The organism is Pantoea sp. DY-17 (assembly GCF_019795975.1).
Taxonomy (GTDB): Bacteria; Pseudomonadota; Gammaproteobacteria; order Enterobacterales; family Enterobacteriaceae; genus Pantoea; species Pantoea leporis.
This window is the reverse complement of sequence record NZ_JAIMIG010000001.1, coordinates 1,609,970-1,633,107: the sequence shown is the minus strand read 5'-3', so window position 1 is coordinate 1,633,107 and position 23,138 is coordinate 1,609,970. Positions and strand designations below refer to the sequence as shown.

At 53.3% G+C, this 23,138-nt stretch carries 26 protein-coding genes and 1 tRNA gene; 13 read left to right on the top strand and 14 right to left on the bottom strand.

The genetic code is table 11. The annotated features are described in order from the left end of the window. Positions 1–78 precede the first annotated feature (78 nt). The 4 genes from K5Y33_RS07770 (at position 79) to ybiX (ending at position 5,157) form a co-directional block, all read left to right on the top strand. Positions 79–1,491 (top strand): EmmdR/YeeO family multidrug/toxin efflux MATE transporter, encoded by a 1,413-nt coding sequence (locus tag K5Y33_RS07770; protein ID WP_110868362.1) that lies wholly within the window; start codon positions 79–81, stop codon positions 1,489–1,491. A 131-nt stretch (positions 1,492–1,622) separates the two neighbouring features. Next, complete coding sequence (locus K5Y33_RS07765; protein WP_222233630.1) at positions 1,623–1,790, top strand: hypothetical protein; 168 nt, start codon at positions 1,623–1,625, stop codon at positions 1,788–1,790. A 353-nt stretch (positions 1,791–2,143) separates the two neighbouring features. Continuing rightward, the gene (locus K5Y33_RS07760; protein ID WP_222233629.1) at positions 2,144–4,429 is read left to right on the top strand and encodes a catecholate siderophore receptor Fiu; all 2,286 of its coding nucleotides are present in this window, start codon (positions 2,144–2,146) and stop codon (positions 4,427–4,429) included. Between the two features lie 50 nt (positions 4,430–4,479). Then, entirely contained in the window at positions 4,480–5,157 is a 678-nt protein-coding gene (gene ybiX / locus K5Y33_RS07755) for a PKHD-type hydroxylase YbiX (protein WP_222182793.1), read from the top strand. Positions 5,158–5,201: 44 nt separating this feature from the next. Here the strand turns inward: ybiX and K5Y33_RS07750 are convergent. The 3 genes from K5Y33_RS07750 to K5Y33_RS07740 all read right to left on the bottom strand — a co-directional run bounded on the left by K5Y33_RS07750 (position 5,202) and on the right by K5Y33_RS07740 (position 7,108). Beyond that, positions 5,202–5,277 (bottom strand) — tRNA-Asn (locus tag K5Y33_RS07750). 103 nt (positions 5,278–5,380) lie between these two features. Then, positions 5,381–6,157 (bottom strand): DgsA anti-repressor MtfA, encoded by a 777-nt coding sequence (gene mtfA, locus K5Y33_RS07745; RefSeq protein WP_222233628.1) that lies wholly within the window; start codon positions 6,155–6,157, stop codon positions 5,381–5,383. A 276-nt stretch (positions 6,158–6,433) separates the two neighbouring features. After that, positions 6,434–7,108, bottom strand: a complete 675-nt coding sequence (locus K5Y33_RS07740) for a hypothetical protein (RefSeq protein WP_101763938.1) — start codon at positions 7,106–7,108, stop codon at positions 6,434–6,436. A 570-nt stretch (positions 7,109–7,678) separates the two neighbouring features. Between K5Y33_RS07740 and K5Y33_RS07735 the strand changes: the two genes are divergently transcribed. Both K5Y33_RS07735 and K5Y33_RS07730 read left to right on the top strand, forming a co-directional pair. Beyond that, positions 7,679–8,377, top strand: a complete 699-nt coding sequence (locus tag K5Y33_RS07735) for a phosphohydrolase (RefSeq protein WP_110868365.1) — start codon at positions 7,679–7,681, stop codon at positions 8,375–8,377. A gap of 76 nt (positions 8,378–8,453) precedes the next feature. Continuing rightward, positions 8,454–8,702: a hypothetical protein gene (locus tag K5Y33_RS07730; protein WP_008105442.1), complete on the top strand. Its 249-nt coding sequence runs from the start codon at positions 8,454–8,456 to the stop codon at positions 8,700–8,702. 41 nt (positions 8,703–8,743) lie between these two features. On the opposite strand, the gene K5Y33_RS07725 is transcribed toward K5Y33_RS07730, so the two are convergent. Both K5Y33_RS07725 and dcm read right to left on the bottom strand, forming a co-directional pair. Then, a complete protein-coding gene (locus tag K5Y33_RS07725) occupies positions 8,744–10,336 on the bottom strand; it encodes a methyl-accepting chemotaxis protein (RefSeq protein ID WP_222233627.1) in 1,593 nt (530 codons plus the stop codon). A 124-nt stretch (positions 10,337–10,460) separates the two neighbouring features. Next, entirely contained in the window at positions 10,461–11,852 is a 1,392-nt protein-coding gene (dcm, locus tag K5Y33_RS07720) for a DNA (cytosine-5-)-methyltransferase (protein ID WP_222233626.1), read from the bottom strand. A 128-nt stretch (positions 11,853–11,980) separates the two neighbouring features. On the opposite strand from dcm, the gene K5Y33_RS07715 reads away from it, so the two are divergent. The 5 genes from K5Y33_RS07715 (at position 11,981) to K5Y33_RS07700 (ending at position 14,258) form a co-directional block, all read left to right on the top strand. Further along, on the top strand, positions 11,981–12,457 hold the full coding sequence (locus K5Y33_RS07715; RefSeq protein ID WP_222233625.1) for a very short patch repair endonuclease: 477 nt from the start codon (positions 11,981–11,983) through the stop codon (positions 12,455–12,457). A gap of 70 nt (positions 12,458–12,527) precedes the next feature. Continuing rightward, a complete protein-coding gene (locus tag K5Y33_RS07710; protein WP_008105433.1) occupies positions 12,528–12,800 on the top strand; it encodes a hypothetical protein in 273 nt (90 codons plus the stop codon). 14 nt (positions 12,801–12,814) lie between these two features. Next, on the top strand, positions 12,815–13,717 hold the full coding sequence (locus tag K5Y33_RS07705; RefSeq protein ID WP_101763943.1) for a DUF808 domain-containing protein: 903 nt from the start codon (positions 12,815–12,817) through the stop codon (positions 13,715–13,717). Between the two features lie 44 nt (positions 13,718–13,761). After that, entirely contained in the window at positions 13,762–13,896 is a 135-nt protein-coding gene (locus tag K5Y33_RS23650; protein WP_255253243.1) for a hypothetical protein, read from the top strand. 182 nt (positions 13,897–14,078) lie between these two features. Then, the gene (locus K5Y33_RS07700; protein ID WP_101763944.1) at positions 14,079–14,258 is read left to right on the top strand and encodes a YodC family protein; all 180 of its coding nucleotides are present in this window, start codon (positions 14,079–14,081) and stop codon (positions 14,256–14,258) included. A gap of 48 nt (positions 14,259–14,306) precedes the next feature. Here the strand turns inward: K5Y33_RS07700 and K5Y33_RS07695 are convergent, their stop codons facing one another. The 3 genes from K5Y33_RS07695 to yodD all read right to left on the bottom strand — a co-directional run bounded on the left by K5Y33_RS07695 (position 14,307) and on the right by yodD (position 16,943). Next, complete coding sequence (locus tag K5Y33_RS07695) at positions 14,307–15,527, bottom strand: glycosyl transferase (protein ID WP_101763945.1); 1,221 nt, start codon at positions 15,525–15,527, stop codon at positions 14,307–14,309. Positions 15,528–15,553: 26 nt separating this feature from the next. Then, on the bottom strand, positions 15,554–16,351 hold the full coding sequence (locus tag K5Y33_RS07690) for a mannosyl-3-phosphoglycerate phosphatase-related protein (RefSeq protein WP_110868371.1): 798 nt from the start codon (positions 16,349–16,351) through the stop codon (positions 15,554–15,556). Between the two features lie 358 nt (positions 16,352–16,709). Beyond that, positions 16,710–16,943, bottom strand: a complete 234-nt coding sequence (gene yodD / locus K5Y33_RS07685; protein WP_222233624.1) for a YodD family peroxide/acid resistance protein — start codon at positions 16,941–16,943, stop codon at positions 16,710–16,712. Positions 16,944–17,256: 313 nt separating this feature from the next. Between yodD and K5Y33_RS07680 the strand changes: the two genes are divergently transcribed. Together K5Y33_RS07680 and dsrB are read left to right on the top strand one after the other, a co-directional pair. After that, the gene (locus K5Y33_RS07680; protein ID WP_192411592.1) at positions 17,257–17,415 is read left to right on the top strand and encodes a YqaE/Pmp3 family membrane protein; all 159 of its coding nucleotides are present in this window, start codon (positions 17,257–17,259) and stop codon (positions 17,413–17,415) included. Positions 17,416–17,483: 68 nt separating this feature from the next. After that, on the top strand, positions 17,484–17,678 hold the full coding sequence (gene dsrB, locus K5Y33_RS07675) for a protein DsrB (RefSeq protein ID WP_101763947.1): 195 nt from the start codon (positions 17,484–17,486) through the stop codon (positions 17,676–17,678). 124 nt (positions 17,679–17,802) lie between these two features. Here dsrB and K5Y33_RS07670 read toward each other — a convergent pair whose 3' ends face one another. The 6 genes from K5Y33_RS07670 to fliO form a co-directional block, all read right to left on the bottom strand. Next, the gene (locus tag K5Y33_RS07670) at positions 17,803–19,506 is read right to left on the bottom strand and encodes a methyl-accepting chemotaxis protein (protein ID WP_137386044.1); all 1,704 of its coding nucleotides are present in this window, start codon (positions 19,504–19,506) and stop codon (positions 17,803–17,805) included. Positions 19,507–19,648: 142 nt separating this feature from the next. After that, positions 19,649–20,284, bottom strand: coding sequence for a transcriptional regulator RcsA (gene rcsA / locus K5Y33_RS07665; protein WP_008105413.1), 636 nt, complete (start codon positions 20,282–20,284; stop codon positions 19,649–19,651). A 629-nt stretch (positions 20,285–20,913) separates the two neighbouring features. Next, on the bottom strand, positions 20,914–21,702 hold the full coding sequence (gene fliR / locus K5Y33_RS07660) for a flagellar biosynthetic protein FliR (RefSeq protein WP_101763949.1): 789 nt from the start codon (positions 21,700–21,702) through the stop codon (positions 20,914–20,916). Continuing rightward, on the bottom strand, positions 21,702–21,971 hold the full coding sequence (gene fliQ, locus K5Y33_RS07655; protein WP_008105408.1) for a flagellar biosynthesis protein FliQ: 270 nt from the start codon (positions 21,969–21,971) through the stop codon (positions 21,702–21,704). The genes fliR and fliQ overlap by 1 nt, the downstream gene beginning before the upstream one ends. Positions 21,972–22,011: 40 nt before the next feature. Continuing rightward, on the bottom strand, positions 22,012–22,743 hold the full coding sequence (gene fliP / locus K5Y33_RS07650) for a flagellar type III secretion system pore protein FliP (RefSeq protein ID WP_222233865.1): 732 nt from the start codon (positions 22,741–22,743) through the stop codon (positions 22,012–22,014). After that, the gene (gene fliO / locus K5Y33_RS07645) at positions 22,743–23,138 is read right to left on the bottom strand and encodes a flagellar biosynthetic protein FliO (protein WP_101763950.1); all 396 of its coding nucleotides are present in this window, start codon (positions 23,136–23,138) and stop codon (positions 22,743–22,745) included. Before fliO ends, fliP begins: the two co-directional genes overlap by 1 nt.

Below are 23,138 nucleotides of genomic sequence, written 5' to 3'. Positions count from 1 at the left end.
GTGGCCTATCATCATTATTACTCTTCTTCCTCTCCAAAGTGATTTGGTAATCCCTTGCAAAATCCTGGCGTAGCAGTGATGCGGGCGGTCAGAAACACGGCGTGGTATCCCAAGCGCCGCGCTTACCGTACGTTGTTCTGGCGAGAAATCACCCCATTAGCCGTGCCCATCTTTATCGAAAACCTCTGCGTGATGCTGATGGGCGTCCTCAGTACCTTTTTGGTGAGCTGGCTGGGTAAAGAAGCGATGGCGGGCGTCGGTTTGGCCGACAGCTTCAACATGGTGATCATCTCCTTCTTTGCTGCCATCGATCTCGGCACCACGGTGGTGGTGGCGTTCAGCCTGGCGAAACGCAACGGCAAACGGGCGCGAGCCGCCACCAGACAGTCGCTGGGATTGATGACCGCGCTGGCGTTTGTGCTGGTGATCGCCATCGAGTTTTGGGGGCATCTAATCATTGATGTGATTGCCGGCAGCGCCGATCCCAAAGTGAAAGAGCTGGCGCTGAGCTATCTGCAAACCTCGGCGTGGAGCTATCCCGCAGCGGCGATTGCGCTGATTGGCAGCGGCGCGCTGCGTGGTGCGGGCAATACCAAAATCCCGATGCTGATCAACGGCGGCATGAACATTCTCAACATCGTGATCAGTAGCGTGCTGATTTACGGCTGTCTGGGTTGGGAAGGTATGGGTTTTGTTGGTGCAGGATTGGGCTTAACCATTTCGCGCTATATTGGTGCGGCGGCGGCGATTTACGTGCTGTATCGCGGCATTACGCCGGCCCTGAAAATCTCCATCGCCAGCTATTTCCGCCGCTGGGACCGCAATATTCTGATGGAAGTGTTGGGCATTGGCGTGCCCGCCAGTATTGAATCGGTGCTGTTTAACGGCGGTAAGTTGCTGACGCAGATTTTTGTTGCTGGCATGGGTACCAATGAGATCGCCGGTAACTTTATCGCCTTCTCGATTGCTTCGCTGATTAACCTGCCGGGTAACGCGCTGGGATCGGCCTCGACCATTATTACCGGCCGCAGGCTGGGGCTGAATCAGGTGATGCAGGCTGAACGGCAAATCAAACACGTTTTCTGGCTGGCGATGATTGGATTGTGTTCGCTGGCGTTGATCACCGTGCCGCTCGCCGGAACACTCGCGCAATTTTACAGCCGCGATCCGGAAGTGATTTCGGTTACTAAGCATTTAATTTGGCTGAATGCCGCCTTTATGCCGATTTGGACCGCTTCATGGGTGCTGCCCGCCAGCCTGAAAGGCGCGCGCGATGCGCGTTACACCATGTATGTGTCCATGTTTAGTATGTGGGGCGCACGCGTGGTAGCCGGTTATTTCCTTGGGATTGTGCTGGGAATGGGCGTGATTGGCGTTTGGCTCGGCATGTTCCTCGACTGGACGGTGCGCGGCGTATTTTTCTGGTGGCGACTCAATAGCGGCAAATGGCTGAACAATTATCGCAAGATGATGGCGAAGAGCAGGGGATAGGGCATTGGCTGGCCCCATTGTGGGCTCTACATATATGCATTATTTGGCAAAGAAGCGCACAACTAATCGTTTTGGTTATATGGGATAATGCGGTTTACTGTCAGCCTCAATCATTTGTGGAGAAGCTGACAATGAAACACCTCTTGCAGCAGTGGTTTAACCAACTGATCAATGGCGATACTGGACCCGCAGAAGAGCGCGAATTCGATCTCAGTAATCATATCGACCTGCTGATCCCCATCAGCCAGCTGTACGGTGTTGAGTTCCATCCTTCGGTGTATCGCTACTATGAGAGATGAGCGCCTGCACCATGTCATCCGCTACAGCTACTGGAATGAGCTGTGCGCTGTTGAATAAAGAACCCGCTCTAGCCAGCGGGTTTTTTTATGCCTGAAATTTGACCCTTCGTTCAAAAAAATTCATCAGATTTTCACACTCTCTATCAATTGTCTTGATTCCGTAATTTTCTCGTAAAGAAATGTATTCCTAACTCGCGGCGTGCGTGTAAGATAGAAAAGTAAATGATAACCATTGGCGTTATCATTTAGGTGTCACGCCAGCTCAACCCCTTGCCGCCGGAATGCTTCTGCGCCAGGCCATCCGCTGATGTGATGTGCGCGTCAATCATTACAAGAAACTCACTCCCTTAAAAATGGATAAAAATCGCACCCTGCCGTTTGGCAGCTTCAATTCGTTGACCCTGTTCACCGGGCTTTGCATTGGTATTTCTCCTGCTGCCGCATTAGCGGCAGAAAATGCCAACAAAAAATCTGACGATACCTTAGTGGTTGAAGCGCATACGCCATCGCTGTATGCCCCCAACGCATCTGCCGATCCGAAATTCAATCGTCCGCTGGTGGATACCACCCGCACCATGACGGTGATTCCGGATCAGGTGATTAAAGATCAGGGCGTAACCAATCTTACCGACGCGCTGAAAAACGTGCCGGGCGTGGGCGCGTTCTATGCGGGTGAAAACGGCAGTTCTACTACCGGTGATGCGGTGTATATGCGCGGCATTGATACCTCCAACAGCATTTACGTCGATGGCATTCGCGATATTGGTAGCGTGACGCGCGATACCTTCAACACTCAGCAGGTTGAAGTGATTAAAGGGCCATCGGGCACCGATTACGGACGCAGCGCGCCGTCAGGTTCGATCAATATGATCAGCAAACAGCCGCGCCTCGATACCGGGCTCGACGCCTCAGTCAGCGTTGGCAGCGCATGGATGCGTCGCGGCACGCTGGATTACAACCAGGCGATCAACGACAACGCCGCGTTCCGCCTCAATCTGATGGGTGAGAAAACTCACGATGCGGCGCGTGATAACGTGCAGAACGAGCGTTATGGCGTGGCGCCATCGCTGGCGTTGGGTCTGGATACTTCAACGCGCTTGTACCTTAACTATCTGCATGTGCATCAAAACAATACGCCCGATGGCGGCATTCCAACCATTGGTCTGCCGGGCTATTCGGCGCCGAATGCGGCGACGGCGGCACTGAATAATTCTGGCAAAGTCGCGACCAGTAATTATTACGGCACCGATTCTGACTTTGATAAATCGACCACCGACAGCGCCACCATACGCTTCGAGCACGATATCAACGACAGCACCACCATCCGCAACACCACGCGTTGGTCGCGCGTGAAGCAGGAATATCTGCTGACGGCGGTGATGGGCGGCGCCACCAATATCACTGCCCCGAACCGGAACGATGTGAATAGCTGGAGCTGGTCGCGCCTGGCGAACACCAAAGACACCAGCAACCGCATTCTCTCCAACCAAACCAACATCACCTCGAAGTTTTACACCGGTTCGGTTGGGCACGATGTCAGCGCGGGCGTGGAGTTTACGCGTGAAAATCAAACCAACTACGGCGTCAATGCGATTACGCCGCCATCGGTTAATATCTACCATCCTATCAGCAGCATTTCGGTGGGTGGATTGGACAGGAATGGTGCCAATGCTAACGGGCAAACCGATACCGCAGGCATTTACGCCTTTGATACGCTCGCGATAACCAAAAGTTTTGAACTGAACGGCGGCATTCGTCTCGATAACTATCACACTGAGTATGACAGCGCGACCGCCTGTGGCGGCACCGGACGCGGTGCGTTGACGTGCCCAGCTGGCGTGCCGCGCAATACGCCGGTTACCACCGTGGATACCGCGAAATCGGGCAATCTGGTGAACTGGAAAGCCGGTGCGCTTTATCGTCTGACCGAGCAGGGCAACGTCTATGTTAACTATGCCATTTCTCAGCAACCGCCAGGTGGCAGCAGCTTTGCACTGGCCGCAGGTGGCACCGGCAACAGCGCCAACCGCACCGACTTCAAACCGCAGAAAGCCAAGTCCAGCGAACTGGGCACCAAATGGCAGGTGCTGGATAAACGTCTGTTGCTGAATGCAGCGCTGTTCCGTACCGATATTGAAAATGAAGTCACCGCTAATGACGACGGCACCTATTCGCAAGCCGGTAAAAAACGTGTGGAAGGTTATGAGCTCTCAGCCACCGGCAACATCACGCCAGATTGGGAAGTGATCGCCGGCTATACCCTGCAGCATGCGTCCGTGACCGAAGGGGATAGCGTATCGCAGGATGGATCTTCTGCGCTGGCTTACACGCCGAAGCACGCCTTTACGCTGTGGACCAACTATCAGGCAACCGATGCGATTTCAGTCGGTGCCGGTGCGCGTTATGTGGGCAGTCTGCGTCGCGGCAGCGATGGTGCAGTCGGTACGCCGGATCACACCGAAGGTTATTGGGTCGCCGATGCCAAATTGGGCTACAAGGTGAACAACAACCTCGATCTGCAGCTCAACGTGTACAACCTGTTCGATACCAACTATGTTGCCTCAATCAATAAGAGCGGTTATCGCTACCATCCAGGCGAGCCACGGACTTTCCTGCTGACGGCAAACGTGCATTTCTAAGTTAACGTCGTGGGGCGTGCGCGCCCCACAATTTTTGAGAGAACAACGCGATGATGTATCACATTCCTGCTGTACTGACGCCGGAAGAGGTAGCGAGTTTTAGCACGCTGCTGCAACAGGCCGAATGGATCGACGGAAGGGCGACGGTCGGCAGCCAGGGCGCGACGGTGAAAAACAATCAGCAGATCGATACCCGCACGCCGCTGTACGATCAGCTGCAAACCGCGGTGATGCAGGCACTGAACAACAACCCGCTGTTCTTTTCCGCTGCATTACCACGATCGATTTCCACGCCGCTGTTTAACCGTTATGAGCAGGGCGAAACCTACGGTTTTCATGTCGATGGCGCGGTACGCCATAACGGCGCGGCGGGCTGGATGCGAACCGATCTCTCCGCCACGCTGTTCCTCAGCGAACCTGAAAGCTACCAAGGTGGCGAATTGGTGATTGAAGACACGTATGGTCAGCACAAGGTGAAACTGCCAGCAGGCCATCTGGTGCTGTATCCGTCGAGCAGCCTGCATTGCGTCACGCCGGTTACCCAGGGTGCGCGCGTCGCTTCATTCCTGTGGATTCAGTCGATGGTGCGCGACGATAAACAGCGTGCCATGCTGTTCGAGCTGGATCGCAATATTCAAAGCCTCAAAGCGCGTCACGGTGATAGCCCAGAGCTGTTGTCGCTGCTGAACATGTATCACAACCTGCTGCGCGGCTGGACGGAAGTGTAAAAGCAAAAAGCCCGCTTAGTTTCCTAAGCGGGCTTCTCTAAATATGGCTCCTCTGACTGGACTCGAACCAGTGACATACGGATTAACAGTCCGCCGTTCTACCGACTGAACTACAGAGGAATCGTGTGAACGAGGCGAATATTAATGGCGACCCTTGCAGGTGTCAACAGCTTAAAACACATTTGTATTCAACTGGCTAGCATTAGTACAAAGCGATCGCGATTTAAGCAGGTTCTGCTGTCAGCATCGCCAGTCGCGCCAGGGGATCCTGACGATAGAACTCCTGCAGATGGCGATACATCGCCGGGAAACGGTTAGCCAGTAAATCCGGTGCGCTGAAGAAATACTCCGACAGCACCGCAAAACATTCAGCCGCATCGCTGGCGGCGTAAGGATCGATGGTCGCCGCCTGTTCACCGACTAACTCAACTTCCGCTTCAATCTCCGCCATTGCCTGCAGCAGGTCTTTCTCCCAACTGGCGACATCGCGCAGCGCCATCACCGGAATGCCGCTGGTATAGCCGCTGCCGCGCGCATCGAGTTTATGCGCCACTTCGTGGATCACCAGGTTAAAACCGGAGAGATCGAGCGAATCCTGAATATCCAGCGCATTCAGCACCACCGGACCTTGCGTCCAGCTTTGTCCAGCGTGCACCGCCGGCGCGTGATGCACCAGGCCGTTATCATCTTCCCAGCGATCGTCGACATTGAAAGGTTCAGGATAGATCAGCACTTCATGAAAGCCATCGAGCCATTCGAGACCGAGCTTCAACACTGGCAAACAGAACAGCAGCGCCAGACGCGTCAGTAACAGTTCATCGAGTTGCAGGCCTTGCAGCGGCGAGATTTTTTTCTGCTGCAGGAAGCGTTGCGCCAGCGTAACCAGCGCGGTTTTTTCATCAGGATCGAGCAGTGAAAAGATCGGCTGTGCCAGCGCCTGTTGCCAGGGCAGCGCCAGTACTGAAGTCTCTATTTGCGCATGCCACGGCCATTTGAACATTGCGTCACTCACTCTTCAGACGAAAACAGTATCCTGGCGCGGCAAAGGGGAAATTACCAGCGCGGAATCAAAGCCGGAGATTCAACCAGTTAATGGGGGATTTGTCTGTGATTGGCGTGGCAAAGCGGGAAAGTAAGTTTGCCCTCACCCCAACCCTCTCCCGCAGGCGGGAGAGGGAGCTTACTGTGCAAATCTTCACGTGCTCCCCAAACTTCTACGTCGCTAAGAACGGTTCCCTCGCCCGCTTGCGGGAGAGGGTTAGGGGGAGGAGACGTTTTATCGTTCAACCCGCTGGAACGCGATCACCCAAACCCACGGGTTCACTTCCCAGCTGGTGGCGCCGTACTGTTTCTGCCACGCTTTGCGGTACGCTTCTTTTGGCGATTCGGAATTCATATTCATGGTGAAGAAGTTATTCAGGAAGTGCGAATCGGTCTGCACGCCTTCCGCCATGATGTCATCTTCACTAATGTCCTGAATCTTCTCGGCTCGCACCGAGGTGATTTGCAGGTCGATGCGGCTGGCCCAGCGCGGCATGTGAATCGCGGTTTGCCAGCCAAACTGCTCGGCATTCTGCATATTCTCATCCAGCTGTCCTAATTCATTGCTGTCAGCGCGATATTGGCAGTAAGCCGCATTGCGGAACGGCAGAGGATCGCGTTCGTAATCCGCCAGCATCGCCTCCGGCACAATCGGGCCGCGCCAGGTTTCACGTACCCACAAACCATCGCCCGCCTGACCAAATGGGCAGTGCGAACTGACATCGGTCATCGACATCAATTTATAGCCGTGCAGATGATTGGCGCTGACATCAAATGCGTGTACCCCTTCATGATGATCCTGACCCGGACCAAAGGCTTGAGTTTTCATAATGCGCCGGGTCTGCGTTTGCTGGCCAACCAGCAGGGCGCGTACCCGCTGTTCGGAAAAAAGAATCGGCCGTTCTTTCATTGCATACCTCTTAATGTGTCACAAACCCGGAAACTGCGAAGAATCCCCTAACATCCGTAGATGTGAGAGCTAGCATAATGGGTTTGAATCAGTTTGCTTAATAATTTGTCGACTTAGTATCAGGCTATTCTGGCAATTTTAGATGTAAAAAATGGTTCATAAGCAAAATGTGTGCTGAAAAGGACTTTGCAAGGGATCAGAAGCCATAAATTTTCCAGATACAGTACGTTATAAAGGCCATTATGGGAACCTTTTCAGATTATGCCGTGTTGATCTGCCTCTAAGAAGCCCCATTTATCAGCATAGATAACTGGAATTTATCCCTAAAGCGAAATTTGTTGATGACGCGAATATATTAAACCTATTGAACAGAGTTATTTAACTAAAACGCACTAAGGAAATACCGAAATCGCAATGGCTGCTGTGCAAGCGGCGTTAACAGCGTTATAACAAGATCGGGATCTCATTTTTACGCCTGGCACCGCCTGGACGGATGTAAAAAAAGTGTCATGACCAGGCCGCTATGATGTCCGCAGGAACGTAGATAACAGCAATAACAGGAGAAGCACGATGTCACTTACTCACTGGCAACAACGCTACGAGAATTGGCTGCAGCTCAACTGGCTGCACGACGACAAAGCCCACGATATCGCGCACCTGCGCCGCGTCTGGATGAGTGCTAAGCGCATCATGCAGCACAGTGACGCCGATCCTATGGTCGTGATGACCGCCTGCTATTTTCACGATGTGGTCAACCTGCCGAAAAACCATCCCGAACGTCATTTAGCGTCAACTTATGCCGCGGAAGAGACGCGCCGCATACTGCAGCAAGATTTCCCCGACTTCCCGTTCGAACGGCTGGATGCCGTTGCGCACGCGGTGCAGGCTCATAGCTTTAGTGCGCGTATCGCGCCGCAAACGCTGGAAGCGAAAATCGTGCAGGATGCCGATCGTCTCGAATCATTAGGTGCTATCGGCCTGGCGCGCGTTTTCTATACGGCGGGCGCGTTAGGTCGTCCGCTGTTTGATAGCGAAGATCCGTTAGGAAAAGATCGGGAACTGGATGATGTGAAGTGGACCTTGGATCACTTCCAGAAAAAGCTATTGGGTTTACCGCAAACCATGCAAACCGAAGCTGGACGCCTGTTGGCGGAACATAACGCCGATTTTCTCGTCCACTACATGGGCAAACTTTGCGCCGAGCTGCAGGGCAATCTGACCTCCATCGATGAATCGGTGTTAAGAGATTTCAGCCCCATACACTCGTAATATTAAATTTTTATGACAGTCTGTTAAGTTTCATCTGCTTCCGCTACGTTGTTGTAAATCAAAAGGGAGTATGAAAATGACCGAGACCGTTAACTTAACCATCAAAATTGACCCGGCACTGAAAGAGCACATCAAACAGTTAGCCGCCGATAACCAAATCTCCATGAGTCAGGAGATCGTTAATCGCCTGCAGGCCAGTTTAGATGCGGGTGCGCAACCGGCCATTGATAGTCTGGATACTCAGGAAGCGGTGGAAGATCAGCTCTCCGCTGCGGAACTGAAGCAGATTCGTGCACTGCTGAAGAAAAGTAAGAAGAAGAAATAAGCAGAAAACCCGTCACTGACGGGTTTTTTTATGCCTGCAGATTAAATACGGAACTGCTGCGCGCGCTGAGTCAGGCGGTCCGATAAGGCGCGCAATTGCACTGCCGATTGCACCTGATGGGCGTTAAGCGCTTCGTTCTGCTGCAGCTGTCCGCTCATCTCCACCACTTCCAGCGCAATCTTTTTTACCCGATGACTCTGCGCGGCACTGTTTTGCTGCAGCTCGTTCAGCTGCGTCACCACGCCAGACACCGCGCTGCTGATCTGCGCGAACAGCACCTCCAGCGCTTTCACCTTATCGAAGCCAGCATGCACATGTTGCTGCGTATGCTGAATCAATCCGTCAATCTGGCGCGTCGAGGCACCGCTTTGCTGCGAGAGCAAACCCATCTCTTTGGCGACCACCGAGAAGCTGCGGCCGTAAGCGCCGGCATGTGCCGACTCAATTGCGGCATTCAGCGATAACAAACGCGTCTGCATCGACAAGTCATCCAGCATGCCAACAATCCCGGCGATATCATCCGACGCGGTGACAATTTGCTGCATCTGGGTTTCCATCTTATCGACTTCCAGTGCGCAGTTACGCATCAACGCATCGGCAGATTGCGCTTCCTGCGTCGCCTGCTGCGAGAACTGGGCACCAATCTCCACCTCTTCAGAGACGCGATCTAAGCGCTGCGACAGATGATGGAAGCTGGCATTTTGCTGCTGGTGTTGCTGCATCACTTTCTCATTGTGCTGCTGCATATCTTCTGCGCCGGCGGCCACGCTGACCGCCACCGTGTTGATGTCGCGCACAATCTGCTGCAAGCCGCGTCGCATGGTCTCAATTGACTGGAACAGCTGGCGCGTTTCCAGCGACTGACGACGCGGAAGGTTTTGCGCATCGACCAGATCACCGGTGGCGATCTGTTCCAGCTGCGCATTGGCGCGACGCAGCGGCAACAATACGCCGCGCATCAGCAGGCTGGACGCCAGCACTAACAGCGCCATCAGTATCGCGCTGACCATCAGCGACAGATTGCGGCTCTGCTTCAAGGTGCTGAGGGTGTTTTGATTCACGCTGCTGAGCTGCTGATTGGCCTGCTCGATTTCACTGAACCAGGCATCATTAAACTGCTGCTGAAATGCCTGCATCGGCACCATAAAAAAGGCGTTGATGTCGTTGGCCGCTAATCCTTTCAGCTGCTCCTGCAATCCTGCTGCCAGCATGGTAAAACCTTGCGCCAGCGGGCTATCCGCATGGGCGTGGTAGGCGGCGAACTGTTGTTGCGCCTGCTTCAACGAGTCATCGGCTGCCGCCGCCAGGCTTTTCCAGCTATCCACCGAGCCACTTTGTTGATCCTGCATCAGATAAATACCGGCGCGATGGCTGTTATCACTGGCGGTAAGCAGTTCGATGCGCGCTTTATCCAGCAGGGCCAGACGTTCGCGCAGTTGATTCGCCTGCTGCAACGAGGTTTGCGTCTGGTTAACGTGAGTATTCAGTAGCAGCACGCCGGCAAACTGCAGCAAGCAGAACAGCGCAATGAACAGCAAAAACTGGCTACGTAAACTGGTGAGCCACAGCGGAATACGCGGGGAGAACCGCGCGCGTAACCGCAGCGGCAGAGTGATAACAGACAGGAGTGACATCACACGCCTCCAAAAAATAAAACAGGAGTATTGGCAGCACGCGTGACAGTTTGGTGACAGCGGGCGCGATTAGGCGGAAAACAGCATAAAGCGCGGCCCTAAATAAAATTGTGGTCCTGAATCGCTACGCCTTTTGCGCGGCGTACTGTTCAATCAGCGGCAATAACAGTTGCGCCACCGCAGCAAATACCGGCACCACCACCGAGTTACCGAACTGCTTGTAGGCCTGCGTATCGGAAACCGGAATGCGCAGTTTGGCCTCGCCCGGCGCTTCAAAACCCATCAGGCGGGCACATTCGCGCGGGGTTAAACGACGCGGACGGCGCGCCATATTCTCCGCCTGCTGGAAATCTGCTTCGCCTTGCGCGTGATCCCAGCCGCGATCGATGAGGATTTCCGAACCATCTTTGTAATAGCGCGCCGATAAAGTACGCACGCAAATGTTCAGATTACGCGGATCGTTAAGGCCAAAGCCGAAGCCGTTGCCTTTGGCTTTGTGCTTTTTTGCGTATTGATACAGATAGTTCCACAGCGTGGGCGACAGCGTATATTTTGCTTCTGGCTCGGGTTCCAGCAGGCTATGTAACGACGGCACCTTTTGCGGATAGAGCGCGGGCAGGGCGCGCAACGAAAAGCCGTTGCTGAGCCCGCTATCACGGCGAATGCCCACCAGCACGATGCGCTCACGATGCTGCGGCAGGAAATGGCGCGCATCGATAATTTTCGCATCCGGCAAACCGCCGTCATTGGCATCGGCCACGTCATAACCGAGTTCATCCAGCGTGGCCATAATGATGGCGAAGGTGCGGCCTTTATCGTGGCTCTTAAGGTTTTTCACGTTCTCCAGCACGAAGAACGGCGGCTTCTTGGCGGCCAAAATGCGCGCCACATCGAAGAACAGCGTGCCTTGCGCTTCGCACTCAAAACCGTGCGCGCGACCTAACGCATTCTTCTTGCTCACGCCCGCCAGCGAGAAGGGCTGGCAAGGAAAACCGGCCAGCAGCACCTGATGATCGGGAATGGTGCGATCGATATGCTGATAAATTGCCTGCTCATCGCTGATGCCCGCAGGCTGCGTTACCAGACGAATATCACTGTTGAAGTGATGCAACTGTGGATCGCTATACAGATTGGCTTTATAGGTGCGCACCGCTTCTTTATTCCATTCGCTGGTGAACACGCACTGACCGCCAATCTGCTCGAAGCCACGGCGAATGCCGCCGATACCGGCAAACAGATCGACAAACTGGAATTTGGCGTCGTCATAATGCGCCGGACGCTGCGGCAGCAAAGCCTGCAGGCTGGCCACTTCGCGGCTGGAGAGCGCCGGCGCGGCACTTTTACCGGCGCGGATGCGATTCAAACGCGGCACGCTCCAGTCGCGGCCACCGGCTTCAGTTAAGGTGATAACCACATCGCGTGCGGCATAGATATCGAGCACCTGCAGTAACAGCGACGTCGCGTCATCCTGATCGGCGGTTAACGGGGAGGGCGAGACGGGGTCGATAGCGAGCATGCGTTTTTCCTTAACAGTGAGGCGGCTATGCTAACACTCATCACGCAACGAGGAAATTGGCGTGCGGTGTGCTTTCGCTTTTGGCTTAAACCGCTAAAGTTGTAGAAGCGCTAATACAAGGAGACGCCATGGCAGACGTTCACTCGCAAGCCATTCGCAGCAAAAACATGCGCGCGATTCGCAATCAGGATACCGCGATTGAACAGCGTATTGCGTTGATTCTCAAAGATCGCGGCTTCACCTATCGCGTACAGGATAAAGCGCTACCGGGCCGCCCGGATTTTGTCCTGCCCGCCGAGAAAGCGATCATCTTTGTTCATGGCTGCTTCTGGCATCGTCATCACTGCTACTTATTCAAAATGCCGGCCACGCGTACCGAATTCTGGAGTGGCAAAATTAACAGTAACGTTGAGCGCGACCGGCGTTACGTCGAAAAACTGCGCGAAGGAGGTTGGAAAGTACTGATTGTTTGGGAGTGCGCGCTGCGCGGCAAACTGCAGCTGCAGGACAGCGCGCTGATTGAACGTTTAGAAGAGTGGCTGCTGGCCGCAACCGACAGCAGCGAAATCGACCATCAGGGCTTGCATCACTATCGCGTTGAATAGTGCGAGATTGTTGCTTTTAGCCGCTATAACAGTTTAGATCTCCCTTTTCTCTGGGACGCTGAATTGAGCCATGAGCAGCATCAAACTTACCGTTAAGCGCCTGTATCAACTCCGCGATGAGCGGATGGTGACAACCCAAGCCACGGCGCGCATTTATCTTGGCGACCGGCTGGTAGCCACCGAAGAGATCAGCGGCATGACGGAAAGTCCGGTGAGCAAGTATTTGCACGCCGGGGATCTGACGGGGCCGTTACGCGTCGAATGGGACTGTGCGGGCATCGCCGATATGTCAGTGACGGCGATTGAGCGTTGCCCCTGTTGTCAGGATCACGAACCGGAATAATAAGGAATACCACTTTGGCAGGAACCAGTTTACTCACCCTTCTGGATGATATTGCAACACTGCTCGACGATATCTCGGTCATGGGCAAAGTTGCGGCAAAGAAGACCGCAGGCGTATTGGGTGACGATCTGTCGCTGAATGCGCAGCAGGTTAGCGGTGTCAAAGCCAACCGTGAATTGCCCGTTGTATGGAGCGTTGCAAAAGGCTCCTTTCTTAATAAATTCATTCTGGTGCCGCTGGCGTTATTGATCTCGGCGTTTGCGCCCTGGTTGATTACGCCGCTGCTGATGATTGGCGGTGCCTATCTCTGCTACGAAGGCGTGGAGAAAGTGCTGCATAGCCTCAATCACGATAAGGCTGAGCAGAGTCCGGAGGCGCGTCAGCAGCGTCTCGACAAACTGGCGCAGCAGGATCCGCGGGCGTTTGAAAAGGACAAAGTGAAAGGCGCAGTGCGCACTGACTTTATCCTCTCGGCGGAGATTGTCGCCATCACGTTGGGCATCGTCTCAGAGGCGCCGCTGCTGAATCAGGTGCTGATTCTCGCCGGTGTCGCCATTCTGGTGACCATTGGCGTGTACGGCATCGTGGCGATGATTGTTAAAATTGACGATTTGGGCTTTTGGTTAAAAGAGAAATCTTCCACGGTCGCGCAGGCCATTGGCGGCGTATTGCTGGCCTTTGCCCCCTGGTTGATGAAAGCCTTAACGTTAGTCGGCACGCTGGCGATGTTTTTGGTTGGTGGCGGCATTGTGGTGCACGGCATCACGCCGCTACATCACGCTATTACGGAATACAGCGCCGGATTCAACGGTTTGGTCTCGGCACTGCTGAGCAACGGCGCCAATTTGGTGATCGGCTTTATCATTGGGTCGATCGTGCTGTTGGGCGTAAATCTGATTGCTAAGCTGCGCGGCTAGCAGTTATAAAGCGCTGTAAATTTTTAATCACGGTCAGGAGAACGATGATGAACGACGATATGTTTGAATTTGATATCGATGCACAGCTGGAACAGGCTGAAGCCAAAGCGGCAGAAAAAGCCAACGAAGTGCCTGCGGATATCAGCGACGAAGCGGATTGCGAAGGCTGCAAAATCTAATTTTCCTGTCCAGGACGTGCTATCAAAGCCGACAATAAATTTTGTCGGCTTTTTTTATTTACAGAGTTTTTAACTGCTTATTCTGATTTAGTAGCAGTAATAGATTAATCGTATAGGAAAAAATCGGTCACAGCTGCTATACCTAAATTCGGTCATTTAACGATGAAAGAGGGAGGTGCGGTATGATCTTTGCAATCAGTGACGAAGTTCAGCACAAACAGGGCGGACCCACCATGGTGGTCACCGGCTATGCCAGCGGAATGGTAGAGTGTCGTTGGTATGATGGTTACAGCGTGCGACGTGAGGCGTTTCGCAGTGATGAACTCAGTCACGTATCGAGCGCGCAACAGCTGGCCAGTTAAACACATTCGGGACGATGCCCGTCGTCCCGAATGTGGTTCAACCCTGAATTACACCTTGCCGTCGTTATCCTCTTCCACCGCCTGATAAATCCGCTGCAGAATATCCGGGAAAGCCGATTGCACGCGACTCCAGCTGGGAATAAAGGGTTTCTCATTCGGACGCTCAATAAAGGCTTGTCCGGCGTCAAGAATCGCCTGGGTGAACATTTCTACCGCCGCTTCCTCAATGTGCTGATCAAACTTGAGGCCGTTCATGGTGGCTTCGTGGTTGTAGATCTCCATCATGTCCAGCGCATTACGGTAGTAAGTGGCTTTCAACACCCGGAACGAATCGCTGGTGAGCGGCACGCCCATGGTGGCCAGCTTACGCAGCAGCGACTGCACGATGTCATTGCTCATGCGTTTCAATCCGCCGGTACCATCATCTTCGGCCAGCGGCTGATGCTTGTGGTCGTAGTTATCGGCGATCTCAACCTGGCAGGTCTGACGCGTGGTGTAGTTACGATAAATCTCCGACAGCACGCCAATCTCTAATCCCCAATCGCCGGGAATCTTGATGCCGTTGAGCACATGCGTGCGCATGGCAAACTCGCCAGAGAGCGGATAGCGGAAGCTGGTGAGGTAATCGAGATATTCCGAGTGACCGTAGACCTTCTGCAAGGAGCGCAGCAGCGGACCGACCAGCAAACGCCCGACGCGGCCATTCAGCTTGCCGTCGGCGACGCGCGCGTAAAAACCTTTGCAAAACTCATACTGAAAAGACGGATTGGCCAGCGGATAGAGCAAACGCGCCAGCATGCCGCGTTCATAGGTGACGATATCGCAGTCGTGCAGCGCCACGCACTGAGTGCGGTCGGAAGCCAGCGTGTAGCCAGTACAGAACCACACATTGCGCCCTTTGCCGGGTTGGCTCGGCGATAAACCCTCTTTATCCAGTTCGGCATCCAGCGCTTTCAAGCGCGGCCCGTCATTCCACAAAATGCGATGGCGCTGCGGCAGGCGGGAGAAGAACTCACGCGCAAACAGAAACTGGTCGCGATCGGCGCGGTCGAGGCCAATCACAATCTCCTCCAGGTAAGGTACCTTCGCCAGTTCGTTAACGATATTATCCAGCGCCGGGCCTTCCAGTTCCGAGAACAGCGACGGCAAAATCAGCCCCATTTTGCGTTTGCGTGAGAAGCGCACCATCTCTTTTTCCAGCGATTCGACGCTGCGGTGGGTGAGATTATGGAAATTAGTAATGACACCATTCTGGTAAAAATCACTCATCGTCTCATCCTTTTGGTTAAAGGCCGTTACTCATTCGGCGCAAGAAAATAGTCCAGACCTTCACGCCAGCCCTGCGGACCGACGTGCGCGGTGTGGTAAACGTTCTCAGTATCGGTGCGTTGCAACTCCACCGGCGTTTTACTGAAGCCTTTTATCACCACGGCATAATCAACGCGCTCCAGCATCGGCACATCGTTGGGACCATCGCCCAAGCCGATTGTGGTGCGCGCTTCTCCTTCCTGCGCGGCGAGATGCTGCTGAATGTCCGCCAGCGCGATACCTTTGCCGGTGCCGGCGGGCATCACATGCCAGAAACGCCCGCCCTGGGTTAACGCCAGATTGTGTTCGGCCAGCGCCGCGCGGAATTCCGGTAAACGCTGTTCGTCATCGCGCCACAACACCACTTCCGACGCTTCGCGCAGGCGGCTTTGGCTGGCTTCGGCAAGGGTTAAACCGGTAAAGCGTGCGACTTCGGCATCACTAAATTCATGAAAGCCGTTGAAGCGAAATCGTGCCTGCAACGCTTGCAGCGTCTGGCACAGCGCATGATAGCTGGCGCTGGTTTCGATCGGCGGCGTGTGTTCACCGCCCAACACCACGCGCGCACCGTTTTCAGCAATAAAGGGTGCACCGACAATGCCTAACTTCTTTTGTAGCGGAATAATCTCGGCCGCCGTTTTGCTGGAACAAATCACCAGCGGGATCTGATGTTGTTTCAGACGCGCCAGCCATTCACTGGCCGCATCCCAGTTATAGTCATGATGATCCAGCAATGAGCCATCAAGATCGGTAATGATCATTAGGGAAGAGTTAAGACTCAGCATCATCACACTCCTTACGCCAGTGGCATCCGTAAAGCGAAGAGTAATCAGTATAATAGCGGAATCGCGATCACACTTTTTCCCGCGACCCGGCCAGCGACATCCAGGATAATTCTTAAATGGCAAAAGTGGCGGGAGGCGCGATGCACATTTCGTGCACATCTGAAACCAGCAGTGACGCGGCGCGTGGGACGATTCACATGAATGTTTATACAAAATTGTTCGATTTACATGCAGGGATGAGTCTTGTCTTAATCAGACTAAGGCGTAATCTGACAGGGTGTTAAGAATTCCCTGGTGTAACGAACTTACTGATTTACTTTACCCGGCCATCCCGCCGGGTATTTTTTTGAAATCGATTTCAGCGGTTAACTTCGCTGCTGGCGAAGTCGCGAATGTCGAGTTCGAAAGCTTCCGCTAGCTCGGAGTAAGAGTCATAGGCTGCGCCATTTACCGTAACGCAATGCGCGTCTTCGGCTCCCATAAACTCTTTTACCTCGCCCGACGTTCTCTTCTGAATGGCTTCCAGCAACGCATCAACATCGACATTCACTTCGCGCTGAACTCTCTCGCTGTACTCTTTTGCAGTGGTCATGGCGGCCTCCCGGAGGCAATCGGATCTACACCAGTATAGTCGTTGGTGAAAAGAGGGCGCGGAGGGCAAATGGCAGGCAAAAAAAAGCCCGCGCTGCGCGGGCAAAAATCCTTGTTACTTTTAGGTTGACTGCGCCTTTGGGGTTGGTGCAGTACTGAGAAGTGTACGAGCAGCCTGCGTCAAAAGTCTCTCTGCGAAACGTTAAGAAAGCGAAAAAGCGCATCTTGACAGAGTTTTACCTGCCTTTAAGTGCACAGTGCGTAACAGCGACTATGCTTAGCGATTGATTGTTAAGTGATATCAGGGAGTGAATATGGACTTTTTACGTATTGTCATCGCCATTTTGGTTCCACCACTGGGCGTATTCTTGCAAGTCGGTTTTGGTGGGGCTTTCTGGCTCAACATTCTGCTGACGCTGTGCGGCTACATTCCGGGCATCATACATGCGGTGTGGGTTATCGCCCGACGCTGATCGCGATCAGGCAGTGTTGATTATCTTCCGTTAAACTGTGTCGCAGGACAATTTGCGGAGAGTAATCAATGAAGGTGAACGATCGCGTTACGGTTAAAACCGACGGCGGCCCGCGCCGTGTGGGTACGGTGCTGGCAGTGGAAGCATTCAATGAAGGCATCATGTATCTGGTGGCGTTAGAAGATTACCCGCTGGGGATTTGGTTCTTTAATGAAAGCGATCATGCTGAAGGGGTTTTTGTGGAGCCGTATGAAGAGGCTTGATTAATTTTCCCCTCACCTTAACCCTCTCCCGCAAGCGGGAGAGGGGAAAGATTGGCGCACCATCCACTCCTTCGCCCACGTGTGGGAGAGGGCCGGGGTGAGGGATACCGCACACTACCTCAAATCAAAACGTCTCCCAGTTATCATTCCCTGACGTCGCCAATGCAGGACGTGGCGCCAGATTTGGCGTACGCAACGCAGACTGCGCCGCTTTAGCCACGTGCGCCACCGGCGCGTCATTCAAACGGAACACCGCCACCGCCTGCGTCAATCTGCCGGCCTGATCTTCCAGCGAAGCCGCTGCCGAAGAGGCTTCCTCAACCAGCGAGGCGTTCTGCTGCGTCACGTTATCCATCTCGGTCACCGCCAGGCTCACCTGCTGGATGCCACGGCTCTGCTCATCCGACGCGGCGGCAATCTCAGCCATAATGTCCGTCACGCGCCGCACCGCTTCAACAATCTCGCCCATGGTATTACCGGCTTCACCGACCTGGCGTGAACCGTTGGTGATCAACCCCACCGATTCAGCAATCAGCGTTTCAATCTCTTTCGCCGCCTGCGCACTGCGTTGCGCCAGGTTACGTACTTCGCTGGCCACCACGGCAAAACCACGGCCTTGCTCACCGGCACGCGCCGCTTCCACCGCAGCATTCAGCGCCAGAATATTGGTCTGGAAGGCGATGCTGTTGATGACGTTGGTGATCTCGGCAATCTTCTTCGAGCTGCCAGAAATGTTATTCATGGTTTGCACCACGCCGCTCACCAGATCGCCACCGCTGCGCGCTTTGCCTGAGGCATCGGCGGCCAGCTGGCTGGCGTGATGGGCGTTCTCGGCGTTCTGTTTCACCGTGGCGGTGAGCTGCTCCATGCTGGCGGCGGTTTGCTCCAGCGCGGAGGCCTGCTCTTCAGTACGCGATGAGAGATCGGTGTTACCGGCGGAAATCTCGCTGGAACCCTGATAAATCGCTACCGCGCCTTCTCGCACCGTACCGACGGTGCGCACCAGCGAGGCCTGCATTAGCTGCAGGTTATGCAGCAAGCTACCAATCTCGCTGCGGCCATAGGCTTGTTCCGGCGCGGTGAGATCGCCTTGCGCGATACGCTCGATGCGATCAACGGACTGACGTAGCGGGGTGATCACCACGCGACGCAGGAACACGAAGGTCAGCAGCACCAGCAGCAAGGCGGCAGCAAACGCCACCGCCATAGCAATAAAGCCAATGCGTGATTGATGCGCGGCTTCGGCATTAATCGCTTCGGCGCGGTCGGTACGGATTTTAATCGCCTTCAGCAGCACGGCATTATAGGCATCATCCAGTTTGCGCGTGACGTCAGTTTCCTGCGCCACAATGCCTTCGAAGCTGCCCTGTTTAGCCGATTCAATCATCGGCTTGAGACCTTTATCAATATAAGCATTGAAGCTGGCGGTCAGCGGTTCATCGAGGGCAATATCCGCCGGCGTTTTCGCCTTGCGATCCATATAGAGTTTAAAACCTTCGCGCGCTTGTTTAATACGCGTCTCGGTGCGCGCTAAATCGGCACGATAACCATCCATTTCACCAATACGCGCGGCGGCACCGGATTGCAGCACATTGAGTCGCGCAGTACGCAGATGGTTAGAACTGTTAGAGATGCCCATACGAATTTGAATTTCTTCGGTGGCATCGTTTAGGGAATTATTACTCTGAATCAAAAAGTAGCTGGCGAGTCCAATGCACAGGGCAAAAAGCAGCAGAATGCCACCAAAGATCATACTGAACAAAGGCATCAGGCGCAGGTTCTGCCAGATGCTGAGCTTATATTGCTCATCAATCGATGCTGTTTTCATATCCTTGCTCTCATGTAGGTAGGTGTTATGAGAATAAGCATCGGCAGGCAGGGGGAAAGGATTAGGCAGGAAAGTGGGATCAAACTCTCAAAACGTGAAAAGGGCCAATCAGATGATCAGCCCTTTTATTCACTGTAGGTAATTATCGCACGTTAACATAAATCCCTGAGGTGACATTATCAGTCAAACGGACGACATGATAAATAACCTGCTTATTATGGGTTTTAATTTTACGTTTAATATTACCTTTATGTGACGATACGGTTTTGGCTTTAATTTGCATGTTCTCAGATATCTGAATGGTGTCATGACCTGACATCCACATTTTCAGCATATTTGATTCAGTCTGACTTAATGTCAATGGATGCACGTCGAGCCCGGCAGAAATACGCGGCGAAGCGTTGAGTTTCTTTTGCAAATAGGTGCCTAATAAGGAATCCAACGTCGAAGTTTTTATCGATTTTGATGTAATAATCAGGTTCTTACGAACGTAGAGGTATTCCTCAAAATGGATATTCGAGATCGCCATGAAAATAAAGAATAAGGTATCAGGATGCTGCATGATAATAGCACGAATACGATCGCTGGAATCAGATTCGTGAATAAAGCACTCTTCGTTGATAAACACAACGCCCGGCTTAATTTGCTCACATCTTTGTTGCAATTGGTCGATATCCGAGACAGGAGTAATATTTTTCTTTTTAACTCCTTTCGCAGACATATAGTCAGACAAACCCAGGCGTGTGTAATTACATGAATCCATAATAATCGTTGGCATTATAGCGACCCTCACCAATTTGTTATCCGTTTAAATCAACGATGAATACGCGTTTGCGGTACGAGAGAAATTTCCAAAGACACTTTTTTATTCTGCTCAGCAGATTGGCGATAGTTATCCATGCGCCATCATGACTCTTCCCTGAACCGTGCTGCGAAGTTTTTTTTATAGTACATCCACGTCACTCTCATCTCAGCCATAGTGGGAATAGCTAAGGATTTGCATTAAGTGTTTTATTCGCTCTGTTTTGAGAGCCCTGTCACTATCGCGCAGATCACAGACAAATCTGATAGGACAAATCTTAAAAACATTTGTGTGGCGAAAGTATGACGCTTCAGCGAGCGTTGACAATGCCGGAAAAAAGGGATTTAGACAAGAAAAATCGCTGTGAAATTTTTTTTGTTTAAAAACAGCCCTTTGAGCATTTAATCAACCGATTCAGCAGGTTTAACCCCTTAGGAATCGTCTGACTAAAATACGCGAAGCGCGGTTTAATAAGAATAATTTTCACCAAAAATGCGCACTTATCAGAATTTCCTCAGTTGATTTCTGAGAAATATGGTTCAGAAAATGCACTAACAGATTTTGAATGCTTAACTATTACTTAAGGGCGTCTACAGAATAGTTAATCAACGGGCGCGGGAAAGTTCTGACACAAACTGGGCGAGTAAATCAAAGACTTCGCTAAACAGATGTTCGCAGAAGGGAGCAAGCAGCGGCATCATCAACCCTACGCTGAGGATGCCCACCGTTAAGGTAATCGGGAAGCCAACCGCGAAAATAGAGAGTTGTGGTGAAACACGGTTTAACAAACCTAGTGCCATGTTTAGCGTGAGGAGCAGAACTATTAAGGGCAGCGCTAACATCATGCCATTAAGGAAAATTAATCCCGCGGATTTCACCAACGCCATAAAAGCATTGGCGTTAAGCGGCTGATCGCTGATTGGCAACGTATGAAAACTGTCCACCAGCAGTGAAATCAGCCACAGATGTCCGTTGAAGGTAAGAAACAGCAGCATGGCCAGCATATCGAGAAAACGAGCCAGCACCGGCATGTTCAGGCGGCTGCCCGGATCGAAGAAGGTGGCGAAGGACAATCCCATCTGCAAACCAATCACTTCCCCCGCCATGCGCACCGCCGCAAAGGCGAACTGCATGGTCAGGCCGATGCTCACGCCAATCAGCAATTGTTGCAGTAGCAACCAAAATCCCGCGGGTGTAAACAGGGTCGCCTCCACCGGCGGTAGCACCGGCAGGATGATCCAGGTGGTCAATACCGCGAGGCCAATCTTGACGCGTTTGGGAATCGATTTTTCGCTCAGCACCGGCGCGCTGGCAAACAGCGCCAGCAAACGCACCATCGGCCAGAAGAATTGTGCGACCCAATGGATCAGCTGGCTGCTGTCGAGGTTAATCATTAGCCAATAATGTACGGCAGATTGCTAAACAGCGTGCGAATGTAATCCAGCATCAGATTAAGCATCCACGGACCAGCGATTACCGCCGTAGCGGCGACGGCCAGAATCTTGGGGATAAAGGAGAGCGTTTGTTCGTTAATCTGGGTCGCGGCTTGCAGCACGCTGATGATCAACCCGCTGATCAACGCCACCAGCAACATCGGCGCGGCCATCAGCAGGGCGACACGCATTGCTTCCTGGCCCATAACCATCACTGATTCAGGTGTCATGCTGCACTCCTCGAGAAAGAAAGGTGAGGGCGAACGCCACTCAAGAGTAGAAACTTTGCGCCAGTGAACCCACCAGCAGCTGCCAGCCATCCACCAGCACGAACAGCATCAGCTTGAACGGCAGGGAAATGGTCGCCGGCGGCACCATCATCATCCCCAGCGCCATCAGTACGCTGGCGACCACCAGATCGATGATCAGGAACGGAATGAACACGGTGAAACCAATCTGGAAGGCGGTTTTCAGTTCACTGGTGACATACGCCGGCAGCAGAATACGCATCGGAACCGCTTCCGGACCCTGAATCGGTGCGGTGTTAGCCAGACGGGCAAACAGCGCTAAATCGGCTTCGCGCGTTTGACGCAGCATAAATTCACGCAGCGGCTGAGCACCTTTGTCAATCGCGTCCGCCATACTGATTTTGTCCTGGCTGAACGGCACATAGGCGTCGGAGTAAATCTTGTCGAAGGTCGGCGCCATGATAAAGAAGGTCAGAAACAGCGCCAGGCCGAGCAGCACCTGGTTTGGCGGCGCCGACGGCGTGCCGAGGGCGTTACGCAGCAAACCAAACACAATAATGATGCGCGTGAAGCTGGTCATCATCAGCAGCACCGCCGGAATAAAGGTCAGCGAGGTGATGAACACCAGCGTCTGCACCGGCAGCGACCAGCTCTGGCCACCGTTCGCCAGCGGCTGGCTGATTAAACCTGGCAGCTGCGCATGGGCAACCGGTGCCAGCAACAGCAGCGGCAAGAGAGGAAGTAATCGATGCATCATTGTGGTTTTCCGGGGCGTTTAACCAGGTTCTGGAACAGCTGACGAAAATCCTGTGGCGCAGCGCTGTGATTTGCCCGTTCTTCCGGCGGCAGCGGCGGTAACGAGTGCAGATGGGTGATCTGCTGGGCGGTCACGCCCAACACCAGACGCGCATCGGCGGTATCGACAATGACCACACGCTCACGCTGGCCAACCTGCACCGTCGCGCTGACTTTCAGCGCCTGGCCGGTCACCGTTTTCGGTGCAAAGCCAAGGCGTTTGGCCAGCCAGCCGCAGCCGAGAATCAGCAGAACAATCACTGCCAGCACGCTGCTGACCTGGCCAATCACCGAACCGGTTGAGACCACCGGCTGGCTGGGTACCGGTTGTTCGGCTTGCGTGTGTTTTAACAT